The organism is Saccharopolyspora soli (genome assembly GCF_022678645.1).
GTDB lineage: Bacteria > Actinomycetota > Actinomycetes > Mycobacteriales > Pseudonocardiaceae > Saccharopolyspora > Saccharopolyspora soli.
Genome location: NZ_JALBWV010000086.1, coordinates 13,821 through 29,899, shown reverse-complemented (window position 1 = coordinate 29,899; position 16,079 = coordinate 13,821). Strand labels below are relative to the sequence as shown.

Sequence of the window (16,079 nt, the reverse complement as noted above, 5' to 3'; positions counted from 1 at the left end):
TCTACACAATCCTCTGCCAGCCAACCAACAACCCCGCCGACCTCACTCACACCACTTGACGATCTATAGGAGCATCAGGCTTTAGCGCCGTCCGGCTTCGTCGAGACTGTATGCGAGCAGCATGATCGCCTCGTGCTGCGCCGGGCTGATGGTCCCGGCGTGGACCGCATGGCCCAATACGCGGTCGAGATAGTCGCGTTGGGAGTCGCCTGCGAGTTTCTGCAGTTGGCCTAGAACTGCCCGTTGCGGGCGTGGGTGGCCGTGGAGCCCCTTTCGGAGATCTTCCGGCGGCACCGTTCGCACCACACCGTCTCCCGCCCGACGGTGGCCACCATCGGCGAGCCGGACGTGGACGAGTTTGCGGCCGAGCTTGACGATTGAGCCGTGACTGCGGTGGTCGTCGGCGGCGTGGCTTCCCGGACTGGCGTTGACCGTCACCTCATCGCCAACGCATAGCTCGTTGCCATCGCAATCCAGGAACCTCATCCCGATCTCCACGGTCCTCGGGCGACCCACCTCGACACGGGTGTGATCGACGCCAGCAGCACTGACCGGGACGCAGGACGCGTACGGCGGTCACCTCGATATCGCCGGGCCCCCAGGCATGTTACCGCTCACCCGGTCTCGCGCCTCCGCTCGACGGATAACTCAGTTCAGGGATCTTGGGCTGCGCCGATCCGTCGATCGACATAGGTTCGGGGCTACCGCGCTCCCTCCGCAGCGGCAGGGGCCCGGGCTCCTCCTCCGAGCCCGGGGCCCGGCCACCCTCCCCGACGGCGGGCTCCACATTGGTCGACGGTCCGGGCAGGACCGAACGGAGCTGCACGCGGGCCGCGTTGAACAGCAGGCGCATCGTCGACAGTTCCGTCCCCGGCGCAGCCTTCGTGTCGTCTGTGGACTCCTGCCGTGGGAGCGGTTGTTCGGATGGCAGGTGGTTCACGGTGGTTCCTCTCCATTCGGGGCCGCAACTGGGCGAGTCAGTCTCTCCGCCGACTCGCCCAACCGGGGGGACGCCGAACCCTGACCGTCCGACGGCCTCTTACCGCGCACGACAGTGAGTCCGAGAGCGGCGGCACCTAAAACAGGCTGCAAACCCGATGGTTGCAGACGCAAGTCACCCGATAGGAAGAAATGCGGATGTTTGCTGCCGGGCAAGGTTGTTGATTAGGAACACCCCGTGGCCGTCAACGTCGGCAACCGCCTGGTGCCGCCGGTGGTGCACAGTTCGGTGCGATTCCATCAGGGCCAGTCCTACCTCGAGTTGCGCGCCCGAGCTCAGCGGCCGCGAGCACGCTCCGCGCTGCCCCGGCCCGCATCACCTGATCAGCGGTCGCCGAGCCCGATCAACCCGCTACCGTTGACCATGCCGCACCTACACCCCCACTCGTGTGGCACCGGTGCCCCGGGCTTTACCCACCACGGCCCGGGGCACCGCTGTGCCACCGCAGCCCTCTCCATGCCGACGGCACATGGTTGTCGTGTGGCAACAAGATTGGCAGGGGCGGTATTCACGTGAGACCCAATTGCACCAACAGCAAGAACACCAAGCCTGCGGATCCCAGGTCGCAGGCTTGGCCGCGCGTGCCCACGATATGCCTTCCTCGCGAGCCAGGGGCGCCGTCGGCAACCGCTATGGCAAGCGGAATCAACGCCCACACACAGCAATGCCGTGTCGCGATTGCACACCCCAGCAGGCCATCCTCCTCGGCGTTCACCGAGATGGCCAGTAAGCACAGCAGGCTGCTGGGAAGTTGCATTCCGGGTGTAGCAGGCATCATCGTGAAAGCGGCTGGTGTGGTCCCGGTCCAACATGTTGCCATCGGACAAACAGTTGCCGAATCGAGATCATTCGGTGTGCTGGGCGTTCGGGCGCCAGCGGCCGGTGGTGAATTTCGGAACTATGTCGATCCACTGCGGCTGATCAGGTGTTTTTGGTTGCTGAGTGTGGGTTTTGGGATGCTGGCTAGGCGAGTTGCCCACTCTTGACCACCGATTGTCTCCGGCCCTAGTGTTCGCGCCACCCCGAAGATCAGGACGTAGTCGGCACGAGCAGACAGGTCCGCAGTCGTTGTTGGCGCCGGTGGCGAAGGAGCTGTCATTAGGGCTGTCGTCGCTTGCTCGGTCGTTCCGTTCCAGGCAAACGCAGTTTGGTGTCGTTCTCGTCGGCGAGTGACAGGAAGAAGAGTGAGTCGGCTGTGGCTGCTCGTGGCAGTGGCTTTCGATTTCCTCAGCGAGGACTGCACGTCCTGGCTGCGGTTGCCCTGCTGGCCAGCGGGGCTTGTGGCGCACCGCAAGCGCATCCGTCCGCCCCGAACAGCGGTGTCGTCGAGGTCGCGCCCAAGACAGTTGATGCGGATGCATTCGGACGTCTGCCCGTCGCCGACACCTTCGGAGCCGTTCCGGACGCGCCGCTGGATGCGGAAGTGCGCAGCACCAACGGAATCGTGCTGCATCCCCATCGGGAGCTGCCCGTCTTCGACGGCCCCGGAGGGCGTCCGGTGGCCCGGATCCCGGTGATGCAGATCGGTTCGCCCACCTGGCTCCCCGTCGTCGCCCGGCACGACAAGTGGGCGAAGGTGTTATTGCCGGCCCGTCCCAACGGAGCCGCTGGATGGGTATTCCTGGCGCCGTCCGATGCCGCTGTGGCGCGTAGCGCCTTCGAAGTGCACGTCGAGACCGAGTCGTTCCAGCTTTTCGTCACCGAAAACGGCAAGGAGATCGGCCGGTGGACCGTCGGGGTCGGAAAGCCCGTAACACCAACGCCCAAAGGCCGCACGTTCATCATGGCCTCGCTCCAGGATGCCCGGCAGACCTTCAGTCCGCTCATCCTGCCACTGGGCGCGCACTCCAATACCTACGCGAGCTTCGGTGGCGGCCCTGGGACCGTCGCCCTGCATGGCTGGCCTGACCCGAGCCCGTTCGGCACGCCCTCCAGCGACGGCTGCATCCGCGTGCCCGACGACGCGCTGTCCCTGCTCAGCACCCTGCCGCTAGGGACGCTCGTCCTGATCCACTGACCTTGGACGCCGCCGGTTGGAGTCCACTGAGAAAGGAGCACCGTGTTACAGAAACGAACCGCATGGGCAGCAGGCACCTTGACGGCCTTGTTCATGGCGTCGTCGGCCCTAGCCGCCCAGGGCGCGGAGGACGCGACCTCCTCCGCGTTCGGCATCTCGGCGACCGGACCGGTCACCATCGAGCCGACCCCGGCTGTGACCAGTTCCGACGAGAAGAAGCAGCGGTCGGTTGCCACAGTCGCGGCCCCGGCCGGCTCGATCAGTGCGCAAGCCCTCAATGCCAAGGCGACGCAGGATACCTCCAGCAGCAGCGTGGTGGACCTGCAGGTCCAGGCCGCCCAGCTCACCGCCTCGGCGGTCCGCGCCGAATGCTCCGACGGTGAGGGCACCGCATCGATCGCCAACGTCCAGCTCGCAGGCGAGACCCTCGACGCCTCCCCACCGCCCAACACCGAGATCAGCGTCCCCGGAGGCGGAACGCTAGTGCTGAACAAGCAGACCGAAAACGCCGACGGCTCCCTGACAGTGACCGCGGTGCACCTCGTGGTCGAAGGAACACAGACCATCGAGGTCGCGTCGGCGACCTGCGGTCAGCCCGTCGGGGAAACCACACCTCCGCCGCCTCCGGGCGACGGCGGCGAGACCCCTCAACCGCCCCCGGCCGACGCGCCCCGACCTACGCCGGTACCCGGCCACCTCCCCGTGACCCACTGACAGCCAACAACCTGGGCCGGATGGAAGGGTCAGTGAGGTAGACCCAAGGTCCCGGTTCACCGCGCGGCCGGGACGAACCGGGTCCAGCACAGCCACATACCGCCAACCGGACCTGAAAACCGCAATTCCGCCCCATCCCACCGCGCAGAACGCAGGTGGGATGGGGCGTTTGGAACTGCCTGACCAGGCGGCTCAAGCCAGGCAGTGACCGACATTAACGATCAACGCTGCTCTCTGAACCCATAGGGGAATCACCCTCCGCCTGTGCAGGCAGCTGGCAGGCCACTCCGTTGTCGTCGCGGACACCTTGATGCGCTTGGCGCGCGTAACGCGGCTCGGATTCGGCACGAGTGCTGCGTTGACGAGTTCGACGAGCATCGCGACGACCGTGCGCGGCCCGACCTCGGTGCTCCACCGGTTGATGTGCCTGTGCGCTATGGGGCCTGAAGAGTTCGCGTTCGATGCACTTCAGGGACGGGCACCCGCTGCTGGCTGTAGACGGGCAGTTTGACCAGGTCCGTAACCCCGCCCCACACGCGCGGCAACGCCCACGGCCGAGGAGCGATCGACGAGCTGGGCTTGAACGTCGGCCGCTGCGTTAGGGGCGAGCGCGTTCCCTCCCACGTCGCTGCCTCTGCCGTGTACCGCCAGCGGCAGCCATGGACGGCGTGTGTCTGCCGTGGCGGCTATGGGTACATCGATATATATGCGCCACGATCGCCGGAGGTGGTGGCAGTGCAGGTGATTGATGATGCGTACCTAGCCAGCGCAGTCAAAGTTGTCATGCCCGTGCGGCAAGACGCGAACAATCCGCCGCCAGCGCCGCGGCGATAGCCCGCAAAGACGGGTTCACCGCCGAGCGCGGTGACGACCTCGTGATCGTGGTGCAGGCAGTAGAGCCGAGATCGCGGCGGCAGCCCACAGGTGCGCGCGAAGTGAGCCTGCCCGTGAGCGGAGGCGATGGTGATGGACAAGCAGGAGACGGACCCACAGAGCAAGCAGACCGCGAGCACCACGTCGGGAGGGGCGACCACGTCAGGACGGGTCGCTGAGAGGGAATCTGCGGGTAAGGTCATCGAGACCAGCCAGGGGCGCACATCGATCTCTCCGACGGTGGTGCAAAAGATCGCCGCGATCGCCACCCGCGAAGTTTCTGGTGTGGCCGCGCTGGGTGGTGGCGTGGCGCGGGCGTTCGGTGCACTACGGGAGCGCATCCCCGGAGCCAGTGCTTCACAGACCCCCGGGGTGGCCGTCGAAGTCGGCGAGAAGCAAGCCGCAATCGACCTGGAGATTGTGGTGGAATTCGGGGCCGCGCTAGTCGATCTGGCGCGAGACGTGCGCCGCAACGTCATCACCGCCGTGGAGCGCATGACCGGGCTGGAGGTCGTCGAGGTCAACATCGCCGTCAACGACATTCACGTGCCCGGCGAGGACGAAGAGCGGCCGAGTGCACCGGCGCGTGTCGAGTGACCCGGCTGTGGGGGCGGTGACCTCCAGTCTTTTGAATCACTGCTGTGTTCCTGCATTACGTGAGATGTTCGAGTGACCGATGGGGCCGACGGTGACGCCGTGCTCGGCACGACACGAGATCCTCTGGTTGTGGCACCGCTCGGGTGGCTGATGTCGACTCGCCGGACGCACGCTGGTTTCACCTGCGAGAGGACACACCAGCAAGAGGTCGTGGCCCGCACGAACATCCGGACGTCGCCGCGTGAGCACACGTCGGCGCCCAGGAAAGGAGCGCACTTCATGGCCCAGACCAGCGCGACGCCGACCGGTTCCGCACCGGCCAACGCCGAGACCGGCCCCGCGAACAGCACCAAGAGCCGGCGCGTCCCAGACATCCGTGGCGACGCCTCGCCCGCCCGGCTGACCGACGAGACCGCGCAGGGCAAGACGACGATCGCCAGCTCGGTCGTGCAGAAGATCCCCGGGATCGGGCCAGGAACGCGTAGTGACCGTCGAAGACTCTGGTGAGCGCCTCGCTGACGGTGTCGACCTTCCCGCACAGTCTGGCCAGGGTCAGCTCGGCCAGCGCCCGTGAATCGCGTTCACCGGCGATCAACGCTTCCAGCATGGCTCGGTACGACGCGGGACGAGGCGCCACGGGTGCCCCTGTTCATCGGCAGCAACACCCGCAGCCTGAAAAAAGCCTCGCATCACCAGAACGATGGCGGCACACGTTCGCCCGATCTCGCCATCGTGGGCCAGCGCGACGCACAGTACAACATCTATTTGCCATATGGCAAACGTCTTTCCGGATGGGTTGGCCGTTAGGTCTCGGCGTGAGTGGCTGCCAGGGCTCAGCCAGTCGAGGCAACCTCGAGGCGATCGTCGAGCTCGTGGTCGCGGAAGAAGCACCCGCAGGTCGCTGAGCAGGACTCGGATGGCCTCGCTGGGCGAGATCAGACGGCTGGAACGCATGATGCGTTTCAGCGCTGTCATGCTGTAGTTCCGATCTTCGATCATAGTCCCATCGCCGCGCAGCCCTCCTGACCGGACTCAGGCATTCCATTCTGCGGCCACCACACTGCGCATCGCCGATGAAGAGCTCGCCTGATCTCCCGCTGGTGCGCGCTGCCTTCCGACGCGACCAGCACGCCCGATCTCCCGAAGGCCCTTGTTCCCTCACGGGGTCCGCAGCCAGGGCGTCTGCATCCCACGCAGGCCGTGAGCATCACAGTGTGATTTCTCCGATCACCCGAGATTCCTTGCTCGTTGTCAAGTAACACACGAGACTCCGGCAGCACCGCAGCATCCACGGGTCGCTCCCGCATCGCCACCCCGCTCGCGGCGGCCTCGGCCAGTGCCGTGCTGGGGCGAGACAGGGCGGCGAGGACTCGCCGCGGCGCCATAGACGACGCGAGGCGACGACACCATGAATCTGATTGCGAAACCGTCCCAGACCGTGGAGGCAGCCGAACTGCTCGCCCGCTTGGCCAAGGCCGAGCACGCCACCCGAGAAGCGCTGGAAGCTACCACCGACACAGCCCGTACACAGCATCTCGAGGGCACAATCTCCGGTCTCCAGTACGCCACCCGCGTCACCCGGGAACTGGCGGACTGGCCCGTGGAAGCCGACCCCGATCGGACCTAACCACGCACTCATCTCCCCTAATCTGTGCATGACGCCGCCGCGAAAGGGAGCAGACCGCCGCAGTGCGGCCCGGATGGGCGCCGGAAGGCACCGCACGCCACATCGCGCGCCTCCTTCGCGAATTCCCGCCGGAGCGGCTGGTGCCCGTGGCACCGCCGCCATTTCTCGGTTCCTCGTCAAGGAAGAGGCGCGGGCCCGAAGACCCGTCATGTGCGGGTGGCGGGCAACCGACTGCACCCGGTTACCCGCCACTCGCGGTGAATGAGCCCGCGCCACGCGGGTTTTACGAGATCAGCTGGCGACGGCCGGTTCGTCGTCCTCGACGACCAGCGGGTACACCCCGTTCTCGTCGTGCACCTCACGCCCGGTGACGGGCGGGTTGAACACGCAGACCGTCTTCATGTCGGTCTTCGGTCGAACCTGGTGCTTGTCGTGGTTGTTCAGCAAGTACAGCGAGCCCGGCTTGAGCTGGTGGGTTTCCCCGGTCGACTTGTCGGTGATCTCACCCTCACCTTCGACGATGAACACCGCTTCGATGTGGTTGGCGTACCAGAAGTCGTTCACCGTGCCCGCGTAGAGCGTGGTCTCGTGCACCGAGAAGCCCACTTTCTCTTTTGCCAGCACGATGCGCTTGCTGCGCCAGTTCTCGGTCTTGATGTCGGCGTCGGTGTTCTCGATCTCTTCGAGGTGGCGGACGATCAAGATGTGCTCCTTCGGTGGAATGTGGACGGCTCAGGCGACGACAGCCTGCACGGAGTCGCGGATGATCTGAAGTCCCTGTTCGAGCTCTTCATCCGAGACGGTCAACGGCGGCATGATCTTGATGACCTCGCTGTCCGGACCCGACGTCTCGAGCAGCAGCTTGCGGTCGAACGCGGCCTTGGAGATCTTGCCCGCGACGTCGGTGTCCTCGAAGCCCAGACCGCGGGCCAGACCGCGCGCCGGGTTGTGGGGACGACCCGAGATCGTGTGGTGGCTGCGGGCCGCGGCGCAGCTTCTGCATCGGATTTCCTGTCTGGAACACCAGCGAGCTGAACACAGACATCGGGTCACCATGCCCAAGCGTTGGTGTAGTGCGAATACCCGCTCCCGGTCGCCACCGTCCGGCCCGCCGCCCCGGGTTCATTCACCCCTCGATTGGCCGTTCTTGCCCTTCTTCTGCCATGTCTCTTTGACCGCGCGGCCGCTGTCGACGGCTGCCCTCTTCACGACGCCGCCGATCTCGCGTAATGATCGCACGAGGACGCCGCCGACTCTGCCCGCCGTCGTTGTGGTCTTGCCGGCCGCGTCCTTGGCGACCGCGGCCGCCTCACCCGCCTTGCTTGCGGCCCCTTTGACCATGTCTTTGGCGTGCTCACCGGTGGTCTTCGCAGCGTCCCGGGCGTGGGCTTCTTGAGGTTGCGACTCGCTGGATTCGTTGCCAGCCTCCTGAGCGGCCTTGCCCGGAGCATCGTCGGTCGAAGTCTCGGACTGTCTGGCGGAGTCGTTGTCCGTAGCCTCGGGGTCCTTAGCGTTCGCCTTCCGTCTGTTGTCCGTAGCCAAGGCGACCTCCTCGCAATCGCACCGTGTGCTGCGGGCTAGATGGTCCCGAACAGCAAATGACCTAAAACTGGCCGCTGATCGACGTAGGCCAACCGGCGGGACACACCGGATGCCACGCGGCACGCGGCCTCGGTATTCGCCAAACTCAGAGCGCTTGTCCAGTGTGGAGGGACATTGATCGTGAACATTCGAAGATCATGAGCCTGATCAACGATCCCCGCCCTGGCTGCGCACCGAATGTGGGGACTGAGAGTGTAGAGCCTTCAAGTTCGTCGCCACACTGATCGCAACCGAACCGTTGCGCCGCGCCCCGGGGGCCGCTCTGGACATATGCGGTCGTGCGTCCTCCTCACCTTGCCAGTGATGGGCGAGCCGGCCTTGTAAGACCCCGGTTTCCGGGATGCCGCTCACTAGAGGCGTGTTGGGCTTGGTTTGTCAAGAGGGATGGTCGAAAAGATTGCCCTGAGACAAGTGAAGAGCGATTGAAGCTGGGACCATGCGAGCGATCTAGGACGCAACGCCTGGTGCGGGACCATGGTCATATGCCAGTCTGGATCAAGGGTCTAGAGGAGAGTCTGATGCGATGGCCAGCACGCCGCACTACGTCAGCTCGGCGGGGCGAGCCTTCCCTCTGATCGTCATGTGCGACAAGCACGGCGAGACGATGGCGCAAGGCGAACTGCCCGTTTTCCGTTGCGTACTCCGGGGATGCCGACGTCGAGCTCCGAGCGGCAGGTTCGAGGCAAATCGGCTGCTGGGGCACCTTGAGACCGTGTACGAATCTCCCACGGAGTCACCGCCTTCGCGACCGGCTCGCCCACCCACCGCTGACCACCGACACCGTCGCCGACCGGCTGCGCAGGCTGGTGCCGCCGGATCCACGAGCACCAGGCCGGCGGCTGAGCGTCACCAGATCCTTCCCTTCAGCACGCAGCGGAGACATCCCGGGGTGCGGCTGGACCCCCCGCGCCGTTGAGAACTGAATTCGCCGAAATGGAGGAACGGACCCATGCCACAGCCCGAACCGGCCACCAAGAACTCGGATAAGGGATACGTAGCTCTCCTTGGCTGGAGCCTCAACGCGGTGGAGGCTCTCGACCGGTTCGACCGGCGTTATGTCGTCGTGGCGCCGGACTGGGCCGAGAAGTACTGCGTCGAACACGACATCCCCTACGTGCCGTGGAACTTCGAGCGGCTCAACGACCGCTCGATGGAGATCGCCGAGACCCTCAAGGAGGAGGGCGTCGACGTCGCGATCCCGCTGTTCGAGGAGACGGTGGAGTGGGCCGGGGCGATCAACTCGGTCCTCCTGGACAACCCGCGCCTGCTCGGCCAGGCCATGCTGCTGCGGGACAAGGCGCTGATGAAGCGGCGCGCGCAGCTCGGCGGCATCCGGGTCGGGATCTTCGAGGAGGCCCACGACCGGGACGACGTGGTCCGCTTCCTCAAGCGCGTCAACCAGACACTGCTGAAGCTCGACGGCGACCCGAACGACCCGATCCACCTCAAGGCGTTCGACAAGGCCGGATCTCTCGGGCACCGCGTCATCCGCACCCCCGACGAGATCGACACGATCCCGGACGAGGAGTTCCCAGTCCTCATGGAATCCCACCTCGACGGCTGGGAATTCGCCGTCGAGGCGTGGATCCACAACGGGAAGGTCAAGTTCCTCAACATCTCCGAATACGTCACGCTCGGGTACTCGGTGTTCGTTCCGGCGACCCCCGAACTGGAGAGGTACCGGCCGCAGATCACGGCGCAGATCGAGAAGCTCATCAAGACGTTCGACATCGAGTTCGGCTTCGTGCACCCGGAGTACTTCGTCACCAGTGACGGCGAGATGTACTTCGGCGAGGTCGCCTACCGGCCCCCGGGCTTCAAGGTTTTCGAGCTGCTCGAGCGGGCATACGGGTTCAACGCCTACCAGGGGCTGGTGCTGGCCTTCGACCCGAAGACCACCGAGGAGGAGATCGACGCCTTCTTCCCGCGCGAGGTCGTCGACGCGTCCGGGGTCGCGGGCTGCTTCGGTGTCTACCCACGCCGCCGGGTCGTCAGCGAACTGCAGATCCCGGAGCAAACCGAGGACGACGACTACTATGATTCGCACGACCTCTCGGCGCCGTTGGAGGAGACGGTCACCAAGAGGACCGCGTTCGGGACCCACTGGGGCCTGGTGTACTTCTTCGGTGAGGACCCTTACCGGATGCGCGAACTGCTGAAGAAGCAGGAAGAGCTCGACTTCTACGTCTGACGCCTCCGTGGACGCAGGAGACCTACCAGAGGGAAGCCTTTGAAACCGACCGTCGACGTCACGGGCGCGGCCACGACGCTGGACAAGCGCGTGGCCTCGCTCGACGACGCGATCCAGGCCATGGCCGAGACCCGCGACTTTGGCAAGCACGCGAAGCTGCGGCGGGTCCTGGAGGCGTTGCGGCGGGTGCTGCTGCAGCCGGGCGGCGCCGCGGCGGTCCAAAACCGGGCGCAGGCGCTGGAGGAAGCCGGCCTGTTCCTGGAGACCGACTGGGCCACCCCGGAGATCCTTATCCCGTCGCTGGTCGGACCCGGGCTGCGCAGCAAAGACGCGGACACCGTCGTGATGGAGGCGACCAGCGAGCTGCGGATGCTCGCCGTCGCCCGGGGTGAGTTCGCGCATCCGACGATCTCCGCCGAGGACGCCCGCCAGTTCCTGTCGCAGGTTCTGGCGATGAACCTGGAGCTGCTGTTCACCTCGCCCAGCGAGGCGGAGCGGACCCGGCAGGGCCGCATCGCACGCCTGATCCGGGACTTGTTCCGGCACCTCGCCGACGAGATCGGCTACGACAGCGTTCTGGATAAGCTGGTCGACGAGATCTGGCGGATCCTGCGCCAGCGCCCGATCCAGGTCGATCAGGTGCAGTTGCTGATCACCCGGATCGCGATCTACCGCGGCGATCCGGACATCGACCTGGGCGCATCGTCCGGACAGGGCATCGACCGACTCATCACCAGCCTGTTCGGGACCACCGAGGCGTGCCGGGATGACCCGGGCATCGACGTCTTCCGCTCCCGGCTGGAGGCGATGGACAACGGCGGCCTGCAGTACGAGGCCACTGGGTTCGCCCGGGCGATGCACGACACCGGCTTGGTATCGCCGTACCACGCAGAGCTGCTGCGGTTCCTGTTGCACGAGAGCGACTACCTCGTCGGTGAGGCTCTCGGGTTGTCCGATACCGGCCGGAACTGCCTGCTGCGCTACAGCGACCTGGTGCACCGGTTGATCGAGGAGGCTGTGCACCCGCAGACCGCGCAGTGCATCTACGGGCTGGCGTTGCTGCTCGATCGCGGCATCCTCTACGAGCCGCCGGTGGTACCTGGGCTGTGGCGCCAGCTGGCGCTGGACCTCTCCCCGGTCGCACGGGAGCGGTTGACGACGGTGTTCGGTGACCAGCCGGAGCCGGAGGCACGGCTGACCGCGGGCGTGCTGTCAATGCTGGGCCAGCCGCTCGGCGTCGGCCAGGGCGACAACCCGACGTGCCAGTCGGCCCGCGCGCTGTCGATGTGGGCCTACAACGACCCGGACTACCTGCTGCAGATGGTGGTCTGGGCGGCCCGTGACGACGAGGTCATCATGCACTTCGAGGGCCAGCGGATCTCGTCCAAGGACTGCGCGACCGGGGTCGCGAGCTCGCTGCCGACGGACCTGGATCCCGTCTCATTGCTCGCGGTGCCCCACCTGGACCGGATCTACGCCGAGATGGGGCGGTGCTGCGCCGACCGGCCCGGCGACCCGCACAGGTGGGTCAACCCCGAGTTTCACGGTTGGTGGGCGTCCCGCGGGTTCCGGATCAACGTCGACGTCGAGACCGGCAACCTGGTCGACCTCGACGAGTTCCTGCGGCAGGCCCACGCGAGCTACCACCCCTCCTACAACGGCGGGCGGCCGCTAATCCATCCGCAGCCAGCAGGCATTGCCGTCACCGACAGCGCGGCCCGCTACGTCGGCTGGCACGCGATCACGATCCTGCGGGTCGCACCGGACCCACAGGACGTCATGCGCGTGTACTTCTTCAACCCGAACAACGACAGCGGCCAAGACTGGGGCGACGGCGTCGTGGTATCCACCGCAGGCAATGGCGAGCGGTTCGGCGAGGCCTCACTGCCGTTCGACCAGTTCGCCTCGCGGCTCTACATCTTCCACCACGACCCGCTCGAGCGCGGGGAGCCAGAAAGCGTGCCCGCCGAGGACATCGCGAGGATCATCGGCTACATCGAGCGCAGCTGGGGGGCCGAACGGCTGCCTGCGGGGAGCCTGCAGGCCTCGAAGGACCCGCAGCCCTGACTCCCCCGTTATCGTTCTTGTGGCTCTGATCTTGGAGCCCGGGCCGCCAGGTCCGGCATGACGTGTCCCCCAGTCGCTTGCATGATCCGGGCGGATGTCACCCGACCTGGTGGCATCCGTGAACCGTTAATGGACCTCCGACCATCGGTAGGTGTCAAGCAGCGGCGCGGCCTGGGGTTTTGTGGTCTTGCCCCGGTTCGGCGGACACCTTGATCTCTTGGGACGCTTGGTCCCTGGAAAGGAGTCCATGCAGTGCCCGACTATCCGTATGAGTTTCGCCGTCAGATGGTGGAGCAGGTGCGTGCCAGGCGGTCGCCGGAAGAGCCGACTCGTAAGCTCGAGCCTTCCACGCAGACAATCCGCAACTGGGTGCGCCAGGACGAGATCGACCAGGGTGGCCGCGCCACCCCGCCCGTGAAGGCGCACTTGATCATCGCCGAACGGACTGGTGCTGGATCTCAAGTGCCGATCACGACACAGGTAGTCACGATCGGCCGGCATCCTGGTTGTGGTGTTGTGCTCAGCGACGTCGCTGTCTCTCGCCATCATGCCGCCCTGCACTGCAACGATGACACCTTCACCCTTGTCGACGTCAGCTCGGCCAACGGCACCCACATCAACGACCGAACCATACGCGTCGCTGACCTCAACGACGGCGATCAGATCAGGATCGGTGCCGTACAGCTGACATTCCACACTGCCGGAGCCAACGATTCTTCCGATGAAGAGACCTGACCAGGCCTTCGTGCCACAGACGGCTCATGCAGCGATTTGCCACTCGAGTCCGGACGCTTGCAGGGTGCGCAAACATCTCTACCTATTTCAGTTGAACTCGGTTAAACGATCTCTCGTGACCCGGTGATCTTGCATCGCCGCGCGGCCAGCGCGCTGGGCCATCTCAGGGTTCTTCCCCGCACAACCCGTCCTGCGAGGACTTCTCACACGTCGAATTCGCCGCGCTTGATTCCTCGCACGAACTCGCTCCACCGCTTCGATCGGACCGCGAGGTGCCCGGCGGCCCGATCCTTGGTGTCGCGGATCGCGACCCGATCTGCACCGAACCCGATCTCTACGCACCGCCCCTGCCCCTGGGTGCGGGTACTGGTGCGCCAGTCGGTGATGTATTCCATCTGCAGGTCTCCTATGCGCTCGTGGATGAGTTGAATGGACCGCTCCGGGGTTGATCAACTGCTCCGTTCGGCTCCGTCGACGGCGTCGAAGTCCAGCAGCGCCGAGGCATCTCCTAGTTCGGTTGGTCCTCTTACCATTCTGGAGTCGTGCATTCACGAAGTTGGCGAGTGAAACGTCCCCGGAGGCGTGTGTTTTGGTGATGCGCGCTTCTCCATCGGCCCTGGTGGCTGCCTTCGTCGCACGCGCTGCCGGTCCATTGAAAATCCTGTGGTAGGTCCGAAAGGCTGGGTCGTGGTCGCGCTGGAGGTCGATCGTTGGCCGCTTGTTCGTGCTCCCCCGTGAGGCGATGGCTGCGCCTCTGGGGCTCAATGGCCGCGACGGATGTCGTGAGTGGTCGTGGTTGTCGGCGCAAGGGCGGTTTGGATCGTGGCGTGGCACTCCAATAGGGCGTTGAGACCTGCAGCGTGCAGCGCTTCCTGGATGGCGCGGTTCGCGGCGACAACACGGAGGGTTCCGCCGCGGGCCTGGGTCAGCATGTGGGCGTAGGTGAGGAGTTGCAGGTCCGGAACGTTGAGCTCGTACATGTTGGTGAGATCCACGATGACCAACCGCGCCGCTGACGGTGGCTGGGGGAAGAGCATGGTTTCGAGCTTGTCCACCGTGTCGCGATCCACGGGGGCGCTGACGGCGACGACGATCGTGTCCGGCCGTGGGAACGACACTTGGACGCTGGGTGCAGGCGCTTTGCTGATGCTGTCGTGGAGCGCTACCTCTGGCGCCTCGTCGGCGAGGGAGCCGGGAACCCGGTGCTCGAGGGGCATCCTGTGGTCCTTCCGTGCGCTGGCGGAGCGGTCCCGGCCCGCCACCAACCGTCGTGGCCTTCGAGCACCATCGCGCGCAAGGTGCTCAACGTGATCGAGTTGAACTACGTAATCTTATAGAGTACTTGTCGCATGGCAAGCAAGTGCGTGCAGATAGTTCTCGGTCTCCGCCACGTCGTCGCGCATGCAACGACCGGTGTCATAGGGCAAGCGATTCGTGCGCTCTAGTCGCTCCATCAAGGCTCCGGAGAGGGGTGGCCGGATGAATCGTCGGGGCGGTACACGCGCAAGGCGTCGTCGCGGGCGGTGAAGGTGAAGGTCTGGCCCGTGGTGTGGACCTCGCCATCGCAGGCGAGTGCGACGGGCTGGCTCTACACCTCGACGCGGAGGCTGTTTCGCTCTTCTTGGACGTAGGTGCGCGGCGGCGCGGCAGCAGGGGCTTGGCCGCGAGGTTCGTCACCGCACTTGATGCGGCGATGGCGGCGATGCCACGCAGCGCTGCTCGCCGCGCTGGGCCCTTCTTCGTCGCGAGAACGGCGGCCACGGTGAACCACAGCTTGCTGTGGTCAGCCGACGTTGCGAGCCGCTTCAACGTGGAATCTGCAGCGGTTCGGCGAAAGGTGGAGCACCAACGCACGAACTCGCGATCAGCAAGCCTGAGTTGGCTGGCACAGGCACGCAGCGCCATGAACACGTGACGCACACTAGCGGCAGTATCCAGCGCGCGGTTCGGTGTAAGCGATATTGGTTGCCAAACGGCAATGAACCCGCGTCGAGTACCGGGCAGCTCGAAAGTCGACGGGAACGCCTGCAGATCGTCAAGCCCGCGGCCACTCAAGACCGGCGCTCACCAGGTTTTTCGCGCGGTAAGTACAGGATGCCTCGGACGCGCCGGTGCGGTTGACGCGCCCGAGGCAAGGCTGTCCCGGAGAACCCACGTGACATGTCTCAGGGTGCCGCGAACGCTCACCGCGTGACGACAGAACGGCTGCTTGACCGAATCAGGGCGCGCCGCACTGGATTCTCGTGTCACAAGGACGTAGCGCCCAGGCACTGCCCGGCGATATGCGAGCCAACGGAGCACCAACATCAGAGGGGCGTGCTTTGCAGGTCTGGAGAACAGCGCTTGCGGCCGGCGGTACAGCGTTGGGTGTATCGGCTGTACTGATCGGCACCTCGCTGCTTATGCACTTCGAGCTACCACTCAGCGACGACAAGCCCGGGCCGCATTCGGTGAACCAGCGCTGCGAGCCATGCGGGGCGCCGGCAGTCCGCCAGATCCCGCCGATGTCGGGCGACGTCGTGGTAGTTGACGAGGTTGTCTCCGGGGCGGAACTGGACGGACGACACCGATGAACGGTGACGTAGTCGACCTACTCGCCGGGGTGATCGCCGGCGTCGCGCTTGGTGTCGGTCTCCTCAGCTGGTGGACTGCCCGG

The 16,079-nt window shown here is 65.6% G+C and carries 14 protein-coding genes and 1 pseudogene; 9 read left to right on the top strand and 6 right to left on the bottom strand.

Going from position 1 to position 16,079, the window contains the following annotated elements:
- Positions 1–81: 81 nt before the first annotated feature.
- Positions 82–486 carry a hypothetical protein gene (locus tag MOQ72_RS39160; RefSeq protein WP_242191027.1) on the bottom strand — a complete coding sequence of 135 codons (405 nt, stop codon included), beginning with the start codon at positions 484–486 and terminating at the stop codon, positions 82–84.
- A 1,664-nt stretch (positions 487–2,150) separates the two neighbouring features.
- On the opposite strand from MOQ72_RS39160, the gene ldt-CoaP reads away from it, so the two are divergent.
- From ldt-CoaP to MOQ72_RS39130, 6 genes are all read left to right on the top strand, one after another.
- On the top strand, positions 2,151–3,017 hold the full coding sequence (gene ldt-CoaP / locus MOQ72_RS45445) for a L,D-transpeptidase family protein (RefSeq protein WP_242191026.1): 867 nt from the start codon (positions 2,151–2,153) through the stop codon (positions 3,015–3,017).
- 78 nt (positions 3,018–3,095) lie between these two features.
- Positions 3,096–3,731, top strand: a complete 636-nt coding sequence (locus MOQ72_RS39150) for a choice-of-anchor P family protein (RefSeq protein WP_242191025.1) — start codon at positions 3,096–3,098, stop codon at positions 3,729–3,731.
- A gap of 966 nt (positions 3,732–4,697) precedes the next feature.
- On the top strand, positions 4,698–5,201 hold the full coding sequence (locus MOQ72_RS39145) for an Asp23/Gls24 family envelope stress response protein (protein WP_372495635.1): 504 nt from the start codon (positions 4,698–4,700) through the stop codon (positions 5,199–5,201).
- 279 nt (positions 5,202–5,480) lie between these two features.
- Entirely contained in the window at positions 5,481–5,708 is a 228-nt protein-coding gene (locus MOQ72_RS39140; RefSeq protein WP_242191023.1) for a hypothetical protein, read from the top strand.
- Positions 5,709–5,840: 132 nt separating this feature from the next.
- Positions 5,841–6,008, top strand: a complete 168-nt coding sequence (locus MOQ72_RS39135; protein ID WP_242191022.1) for a hypothetical protein — start codon at positions 5,841–5,843, stop codon at positions 6,006–6,008.
- A gap of 601 nt (positions 6,009–6,609) precedes the next feature.
- A complete protein-coding gene (locus tag MOQ72_RS39130) occupies positions 6,610–6,828 on the top strand; it encodes a hypothetical protein (RefSeq protein ID WP_242191021.1) in 219 nt (72 codons plus the stop codon).
- Positions 6,829–7,119: 291 nt separating this feature from the next.
- Here MOQ72_RS39130 and MOQ72_RS39125 read toward each other — a convergent pair whose 3' ends face one another.
- From MOQ72_RS39125 to MOQ72_RS39115, 3 genes and pseudogenes are all read right to left on the bottom strand, one after another.
- Positions 7,120–7,530, bottom strand: coding sequence for an ectoine synthase (locus MOQ72_RS39125; protein ID WP_242191020.1), 411 nt, complete (start codon positions 7,528–7,530; stop codon positions 7,120–7,122).
- 30 nt (positions 7,531–7,560) lie between these two features.
- Positions 7,561–7,767, bottom strand: a pseudogene (locus MOQ72_RS39120) (diaminobutyrate--2-oxoglutarate transaminase); the annotation flags it as partial.
- Positions 7,768–7,950: 183 nt separating this feature from the next.
- Positions 7,951–8,370 carry a hypothetical protein gene (locus MOQ72_RS39115; RefSeq protein ID WP_242191019.1) on the bottom strand — a complete coding sequence of 140 codons (420 nt, stop codon included), beginning with the start codon at positions 8,368–8,370 and terminating at the stop codon, positions 7,951–7,953.
- A 1,009-nt stretch (positions 8,371–9,379) separates the two neighbouring features.
- Here MOQ72_RS39115 and MOQ72_RS39110 point away from each other — a divergent pair.
- The 3 genes from MOQ72_RS39110 (at position 9,380) to MOQ72_RS39100 (ending at position 13,423) form a co-directional block, all read left to right on the top strand.
- A complete protein-coding gene (locus MOQ72_RS39110) occupies positions 9,380–10,621 on the top strand; it encodes an ATP-grasp domain-containing protein (RefSeq protein WP_242191018.1) in 1,242 nt (413 codons plus the stop codon).
- 39 nt (positions 10,622–10,660) lie between these two features.
- Complete coding sequence (locus MOQ72_RS39105) at positions 10,661–12,688, top strand: hypothetical protein (protein WP_242191017.1); 2,028 nt, start codon at positions 10,661–10,663, stop codon at positions 12,686–12,688.
- A gap of 252 nt (positions 12,689–12,940) precedes the next feature.
- A complete protein-coding gene (locus MOQ72_RS39100; RefSeq protein ID WP_242191016.1) occupies positions 12,941–13,423 on the top strand; it encodes an FHA domain-containing protein in 483 nt (160 codons plus the stop codon).
- A 203-nt stretch (positions 13,424–13,626) separates the two neighbouring features.
- On the opposite strand, the gene MOQ72_RS39095 is transcribed toward MOQ72_RS39100, so the two are convergent.
- Positions 13,627–13,818, bottom strand: a complete 192-nt coding sequence (locus MOQ72_RS39095; RefSeq protein WP_242191015.1) for a DUF397 domain-containing protein — start codon at positions 13,816–13,818, stop codon at positions 13,627–13,629.
- Between the two features lie 366 nt (positions 13,819–14,184).
- Positions 14,185–14,640, bottom strand: a complete 456-nt coding sequence (locus MOQ72_RS39090; protein WP_242191014.1) for an STAS domain-containing protein — start codon at positions 14,638–14,640, stop codon at positions 14,185–14,187.
- Positions 14,641–16,079 lie beyond the last annotated feature (1,439 nt).

Excerpts from the sequence above, each read along its gene's own strand:
- MOQ72_RS39160 (WP_242191027.1), bottom strand. The coding sequence starts at position 486 with ATGAGGTTCCTGGATTGCGATGGCAACGAGCTATGCGTTGGCGATGAG.
- MOQ72_RS39145 (WP_372495635.1), top strand. The coding sequence starts at position 4,698 with ATGGACAAGCAGGAGACGGACCCACAGAGCAAGCAGACCGCGAGCACC.
- MOQ72_RS39140 (WP_242191023.1), top strand. The coding sequence starts at position 5,481 with ATGGCCCAGACCAGCGCGACGCCGACCGGTTCCGCACCGGCCAACGCC.
- MOQ72_RS39130 (WP_242191021.1), top strand. The coding sequence starts at position 6,610 with ATGAATCTGATTGCGAAACCGTCCCAGACCGTGGAGGCAGCCGAACTG.
- MOQ72_RS39110 (WP_242191018.1), top strand. The coding sequence starts at position 9,380 with ATGCCACAGCCCGAACCGGCCACCAAGAACTCGGATAAGGGATACGTA.
- MOQ72_RS39095 (WP_242191015.1), bottom strand. The coding sequence starts at position 13,818 with ATGGAATACATCACCGACTGGCGCACCAGTACCCGCACCCAGGGGCAG.
- MOQ72_RS39090 (WP_242191014.1), bottom strand. The coding sequence starts at position 14,640 with ATGCCCCTCGAGCACCGGGTTCCCGGCTCCCTCGCCGACGAGGCGCCA.